The sequence below is a fragment of the Actinacidiphila sp. bgisy144 genome (assembly GCF_057708105.1).
The window spans coordinates 200,884-207,903 of the sequence record NZ_JBYIRM010000015.1 but is presented as its reverse complement, the minus strand read 5'-3'; the positions used below and the strand labels follow the sequence as shown (position 1 = coordinate 207,903).

The window sequence follows — 7,020 nt, the reverse complement described above, 5'->3', positions numbered from 1 at the left end:
GGGGACGAGGAGTCTCCCCCGACCCCCCGGCCCTTTTTCGCTCTGCCGGCCCGGCGGCTACGCCGGCTGGGCCGCCTGGATCTGCATGATCGTGCCCCCGCGGATCAGCACACCGCGGCCGAGCGGGCCGCCGCCGATGTCCCGCGGCAACCGGACGTTGAACAGGTCGCCCTCGGAGCCGGTCTGCGGCGACAGCAGCAGCCCGTTGCGCGACTTGCGCGCCTCCACGACGAAACCGCGGTACTGCGAACTCATCGAGTCCGACGACCCGGCCGCGATCAGCGCGTGGTCACCGTCCATACCGCTCTTGACGACCTCCTCCAACGCCGTCTCCAGCATGCTCTCGTAGAGGAGTTCGCTGTCGTCGACGACGACCACGAACTTCTCCCCGGCCGCCTTCGCGGTCAGCTCCGTCAGTTCGTCCGCGGTCGACTCGGTGCCCGTCAGCAGGCCCAACACCCCAGGTGCGTCCGCCAGTTCGCGCAGCGGCGAGCGGCGCGGGGTGACCAGCACCACCGGAGTGCCGTTGGCGAGCAGCGACCGGGCAGCCGTGATCAGCGCCGTGGAGCGGCCCGACTTCGGCGGCCCGGCGATGACGAACCCCGGCCCGGCCTCCTCCAGGTCGATGCCGACCGGTGCCAACTCGTCGCCGCCCACGCCCATCAGCGCCCACAGCGGCGAGGACGGCCGGAAGTCCGGGTCGAGCGCCATCGCGTCGGTCAGCGTCATCCGCGGCGGCAGCGCGTCCACCCGCATCGGCCGCTGCGGCCGGGGCAGCCGCCCGACCCGGCCGATCCGCTCGGTCGCCTGCCGGCCGATCCGCTGCAGCACCTCCACCTGTGCCTGGCCGGCCGGGTCGGCGGCCAGCAGTGCCACCTGGTTCTCCTGCACACCGTGGTCGGTGGGGCGCAGCGCCCGCCCGGACGGCATGTTCTTCGGCACGTCGCGCGGGGCGAGCCCGCCGTTGCCGTAGTCGTTCGGGTCGGCCATCCGCAGCACCAGCTTGTCCGGGAAGACCGAGGAGATCGCCCCGAGGAAGCCGGAGCGGTCCGAGGTCATCACGACCTTCAGCCCGGCCGATCCGCCCTCCCGGAAGATCCGCATGGCGCCCTCGATCAGCTTGCCGTAGTTGTACGACTCGAAGGTCGAGGTGAAGCCCTCCCAGTTGTCGAGCAGCAGCACCATCCACGGCAGCCGCTCCTCCGGGGTGGCCGCCATCGCCCGCTGCTCGGCGGCGCTGGAGGCGCCCTTGACGGCCAGGAGCTGCTGCCGCCGCGACACCTCCGCCGACAGCCGGTCCAGCAGCCGCGACAGCCGCTCGGGCTGGTCGCGGGTGACGACGGCGCCGCAGTGCGGCAGCGCCACCAGCGGCAGCAGCGCGTTGGCGCCGCAGTCGATGGCGTACAGGTGCACGTCGGTCGGCGCGGTGTCGCGGGCGAGCGCGCCGGCGATCGTCCGCAGCGCGGTGGAGCGGCCCGAGCGCGGGCCGCCGGCGATCAGCACGTGCTCGCCGTGCACCAGGTCGACCGCGAGCCGGGCGCGGGCCTGCTGCGCGGGAAGGTCGGTGATGCCGTAGCCGATGGGCGGCACATCGCCGAACCCGGCGGCGGCCGGCGGCGGCAGTTCCTCGGTGACGATCCGCTCGGGCAGCGGGTCCAGCCACGGCTTGCGCGGCGCGGGGAAGTTGAGCAGGTCGGACGCGTCGCGGATGGCGTCCACCAGCACCGCGAGGTCGGTGACCATGGTGCCGTCGTCCGCCTCCGCCTGCCCGCCGCGCGGCATCGGGCGGCCCAGCGACTGCCAACCCAGCGGTACCACCGCGGCCTTGGCGCGCTCCTGGCCGACCGCCGGGCGGCGGCCACCGATCCGCGCGGACTGCACGCCGACCAGCGACTGGGCGCCGGAGCGCACATAGGCGCGGCCGGGCGTGGACTTGGCGATCGCCCCGGAGTCGGGCGCGTCGATGACGTCCCGGGACTCGTCGGCGTCGGTGACGCGCAGCGCGATCCGCAGGTTGGTGTTGGCGCGGATGTCGGCGCTGACCACACCCGCGGGCCGCTGCGTGGCCAGCACCAGGTGCACGCCCAGCGAACGGCCGCGGCGGGCGATGTCGACCAGACCGGCGATGAAGTCCGGCAGTTCGGCCACCAGGGAGGCGAACTCGTCGATGATCAGCACCAGTCGGGGCATCGGCTCCAGGTCGGGCCGCATCCGCCGCGCGTCGTTGTAGTCCTCGATGTCCTTGGTGGCCGCGTTGAACAGGATCGTCTCGCGGTGGTGCAACTCCGCGGCGAGCGAGGCGAGCGCGCGCTCGGTCAGGTGCGCGTCGAGGTCGCTGACCATGCCGACGGTGTGCGGCAGCCGCGCACAGTCCTGGAAGGCACTGCCGCCCTTGTAGTCGATCAGCACGAAGTTGAGCGCGTCGGGCCGGTTGGCGACCGCGAGCGAGGCGATGATCGTCTGGAGCAGCTCGGACTTGCCCGCGCCAGTGGTGCCGGCGACCAGCGCGTGCGGCCCGTCCTTGCGGATGTCCAGCACGAAGGTGCCGTCCGCGCCGACGCCGATCGGCGCCGCCGTGGTCGAACCGCCGCGCTGCCAGATCCCCGCCACCTGCTCCCCGACCGGGTTGGGCATGCCCAGCAGGTCCAGCAGCCGCGCGGACGTCGGCAGCGCGCTGTCCGCGTCGTCGCGGCTGACGTCGCGCACCGGCGCCATCGAACGGGCCACCAGCTCGCACCACTCCGGGCCGACCTGGTCGGCGAGCACCTCGCCGAGGCGCTCCAGCCCGCCGCCGCGCAGGTGCAGCCGGCTGGCCGCGTGCGGCGACCAGCACACCGCGAGCCGCACCTCTTCCGGCAGCAGCCGCTCGTCCTCGTCGACGCACAGTGCGAACATGCCGAACTGCGGTCCCTCCTGGAGGAGTTGCGGCACACCCGGCATCCGGCGCAGCAGCCGCGCACCGTCCAGCACCACCAGGACGAACGGGTCCGGCCGCAGCCGGCCGCCCTGGTTGGCGAGGGTGTCGGCCTTGCGCCGGCCCAGCTCCTGGAGGAGTTCGTTGACCCGGCGGCCGGCCGCCTCCTGGTCGGTGCCGATCAACGCCACGCAGTCCTGGCCCTGTTGGGGCGTCAGGTGCGGCAGCCAGTGCGCCCAGTTCCAGGACCGCGCCGCGTCGGGCGCGGAGGACAGCACCACGATCGACAGGTCCCGCGGACTGTGCAGCACCGCGGCCTGCGACACCAGCCAGCGGACGGTGCCCAGCGCCCGGGCCCGCTCACCGGCGATACCGACCACGCCGATCTCCGGGACCGGCAGCGGCAGCGGCACGTCGTACACCAGCGGCGGCTCCGGCGGCACGGCGTCCTCGGCCGTCCGGCCCTTGGGGCGCAGCTCGATGTCGGCGGGCATGTCGGCGACGCCGATCCGCAGCCGCAGTGCGTCGGGGTCGGTGAGCCGCCGCTCCCACAGCCGGCGGCGCGGGCCGGTCGCGAAGAGCAGGATCTCGGCGGCGTCCGGGTAGTTGGCCCGCCGCTCGCGCTGGTCGGAGATCCGGGCGTTCTCCAGGCTCTCCTCGTACTCGGCCATCGCGGCCTTGTAGCTCTTCGCCGCGTCCTGGTTCTTGCGCTTGCCGGCGCGGTTGTCGCTGATCCACTGGCCGACCATCATCACCGGGCTCATGGCGCAGAACAGCAGCATGTAGATCTGGTGCACCATGAAGTACATCGTCACGCCGACCACGACCGGCGCGATGAGCGTGAGCACCTGGAAGCGGGCCCGGTCGGTCTTGGCGTCCTTCTGCGGTACGTACAGCAGCTGCCGGGGCGGCGGCGCGGTCAGCCGCGGCGGCCGGTTGTACGCGAGTCCGCCCTCGCCCATCGGCGACAGGTGGGCGTCCGGCGCGCTCGGCCGGTCCAGCACCAGCACCGAGTCGCCGGCCTTGAGCTGTGCGCGCAGCGGCCACGGCCGCTCCGCCTCCACCGGCTCGTTCTCCAGCGTCAGGCCCGCGCCGGGCGCGCCGGTCAGCAGCACGGTGCCGTCCATGGCCACCGAGAGCCGCGCGGCGGCCGGCGGGATGGACGGGTCCTGCACGGCGACCGTGCTGTTCGGCGCCGAGCCGATGGTCGCGGTGCCGACACCGAGCCGCGCCACCCGGCCCGCGCCCGGCCCGGCGCACACCCGCACCTCGTAGCGCCCGGACGGCTCGCCGGTGCGCATGAACGGGCCGATCGAGTCGTCGACGGTGACGCGCATGCCGTCGCGCAGCACGGACTGCGCCTGCGCCTGCGGGTCGCAGGGCACACCGTCCGCCCACAGCACCGGCACGGCGGCGGGAGCGGGGTCGGCGGGCCGGCCGGCCCACCCGCCAGCCGCGTCGGGCCGGCCCCCGTTCTGGTACTGCCCGGGGAACTGGACGACCACGCCCCCGCCGTGCCCGGCCGGTTCGTGGGCCACCGCGCCCACGGACTGCGCCAGCGCCAGTGCGACGTCGCCCGCGCTCGCGGAGTCGTCGGCCGTGATCAGGACGTCCTGCGCGTCGACGCCCTGCTGTACGACCGTCACGGTCACGCGCATGGCTGTGCCCCTCCCCGTAGGCCCGGACCGGGCCCTGCATTCGCTGTGCCTGTTCCCATTAACCGTCCACTGCTGCCACGAGGCTATAGGCCCGCGGAAACCCCGGGTAAGCCCCGTCGGGCAGCGGAGGGGGCACGGCCGGGCCTGCCCGGGTTTCCGCGGGGTACGGCGGCGGCGCCGACTTCCGCGGCACGGAACCGTTCCGCCGCCCTGTGCGATCCTCATTCCTGACACGGGGCCCGGGCCGGGAGCACCCAGGTCGCACGGGCGGGGCCGCCCGCGCGGCGCGAGCGGTCGGCGAACCGGGGCGAAGTACACACGGGAGGAGAAGCGGATGGGGTTTTCCGGGATAGATCCGGACGGCCTGCAGAAGATGACGAGCTCGTTCAAGAGCGACAAGGACCTGCTGCGGTCGACCGCGTCCTCGTACAAGTACCAGTTCGAGGAAAAGGGACTCGACTCCTCTTCTCTCACCCAACTCATCGGCATCTGCGGCTGGCTGGACGACCAGATGCCGATGCTCACCCGCCGCTACCACCTGGCCATCGCCGCGGACAAGCCGTACCCGGACCACAAGGGCATGGTCAGCATCGACGACAGCATGGTGAACACCACCGCGCAGTCGCAGAAGGACGGCAAGGCGCTGGCGGACAAGTACAACGACGCGCTCAAGAAGGGCGACGACCCGTCCGAGGACCTGTTCGCCGATCTGAGCGCCCACTCCGACGACCCGGACTACCTCAAGGCGTTCTACAACCAGCTCGGCTCGAAGAACCTGCTCCAGCTCACCAACGACATGGCCGACGACAACTTCTACGGCCGGTACGGCGACCACCCGGACGAGGCCAAGCACGACCGCGATGTCATCGCCAAGACCTTCGGCACCTTCACCAAGGTCGCCTACGAGGGCCAGACCGCCCAGCAGAAGCAGGCGAGTTGGAGCAAGTGGTTCGACAACTTCAAGGACCCGCGCGGTGTCTTCCGGGCCGACTACCTCACCTCGCTGCTGCCGGGCGGCTCGCAGGACAAGGACTACCTCGTCGCGCTCGGCGACCGCGTCTTCGACAAGGACCCGTCGAAGAACGGCAGCGAGTTCATGAACAGCTCCGGCCTCGACAAGGGCGTCTTCGCCGACGACCACTACACCCAGCTGTTCAACGCGATCGGCAAGAACGCCGAGGCGTCGGGTGAGTGGATGGACCACAACTACGACACGATGCAGACGATCATCTATCCGCACGGCCCCTGGGACCTCGGCCAACCACCCGCCCGTGCCCAGGCGTTCGCGGACCTGATGTCGGCCGGCACGATCGACCTCAAGGCGACGAACCGGCCGCTCGCGGAGAAGCTCACCGCCCGCATCATGATGGACAACTACCGCCACCAGAACGGTGATTCCAGCAAGATCCATCCTTACGACCCGATCGACGTCTACTACGGCAAGCTGGTCACCGCCAACTGGAGCGACATGGTCTACGGGATCACGTCGCCGGTCGGTGACAAATTCTGGGGGGCCGACGCCACCAAGGGAGGCTTCACCAAGAAGATGTCACAGTGGGACCAGACGGCGTTCCTGGAAGGCCAGGACCCCAACCGCCCCGGTCTAGAGGTGGGCGCGCCCCTGTGGCAGGCGATGCTCAACGAGTCCGCTCGCGACGCCAAGACCGCCGGCAAACTCAGCGTGCTCTTCGACGCGTTCCGCAACACGGTTGACGACGAGGCGTCAGGACGGCAGGTGACGACGAGCGGTGACCATGCCGAGTCCTATCGGGCGATGGAACGGGGCATGATGATGAAGGCCTACAGCCAGGCCTTCGACTACGCCGAGGGGTCGATCGAGCAGGACGCCGACGACTGGGCGGACGGCGTGAACGGTGCGCGCAAGGAGCTGATCGCACTCGGCGAGAAAGCCGCGAAGGGGGTTGCCACCGATGGCGCGTCCGCGATCACCGACCTCGGTAAGGAGCAGGCGGGGGAGATCGGCGGCAGCGCTGAGGACCTGCTGGTCGACTACATCGCGAGCGCGGTGTCGGTGAGCCCGGAGGACGCGCCCGGGGGTCTGGCCGATCGCTACAAGAAGATCGACAGTGCCAAGCTGGATACGAACTGGCAGGACGAGTATCGGCGAGAGGCCGACGGCCAGTTGAGCAAGGGCGGTTGGGACCCGAAGACCACCCCGCCGGTCACTATCACCCCCAAGGCGGACCCGAAGCACCCGAACCAGAACGTCTCGAAGACCTACACGGGCGACCCGAAGGGCTACATCAAGTCGCCCGGCGACAACTTCCTCGACGGGAACGGCTCGGTAAAGCCCTTCGCGTCGATGACGACCCAGCAGCGCACGGCGTACGGCAATTGGCTGCAGGACCCGGCGGTCGTCAACAAGGTCGAGATCACCGGCTTCACCGAGGACGAGCAGTTCCAGCACATCCCGGACGACTGACGCGT

At 71.2% G+C, this 7,020-nt stretch carries 2 protein-coding genes; one reads left to right on the top strand and one right to left on the bottom strand.

Annotated elements, in window-relative coordinates; all coding sequences use genetic code 11:
* Positions 1-57 precede the first annotated feature (57 nt).
* Positions 58-4,572, bottom strand: a complete 4,515-nt coding sequence (locus AC3EVP_RS19260; RefSeq protein ID WP_435131328.1) for an FtsK/SpoIIIE domain-containing protein — start codon at positions 4,570-4,572, stop codon at positions 58-60.
* A gap of 334 nt (positions 4,573-4,906) precedes the next feature.
* On the opposite strand from AC3EVP_RS19260, the gene AC3EVP_RS19255 reads away from it, so the two are divergent.
* The gene (locus AC3EVP_RS19255) at positions 4,907-7,015 is read left to right on the top strand and encodes a hypothetical protein (RefSeq protein WP_435131326.1); all 2,109 of its coding nucleotides are present in this window, start codon (positions 4,907-4,909) and stop codon (positions 7,013-7,015) included.
* Positions 7,016-7,020: the final 5 nt, after the last annotated feature.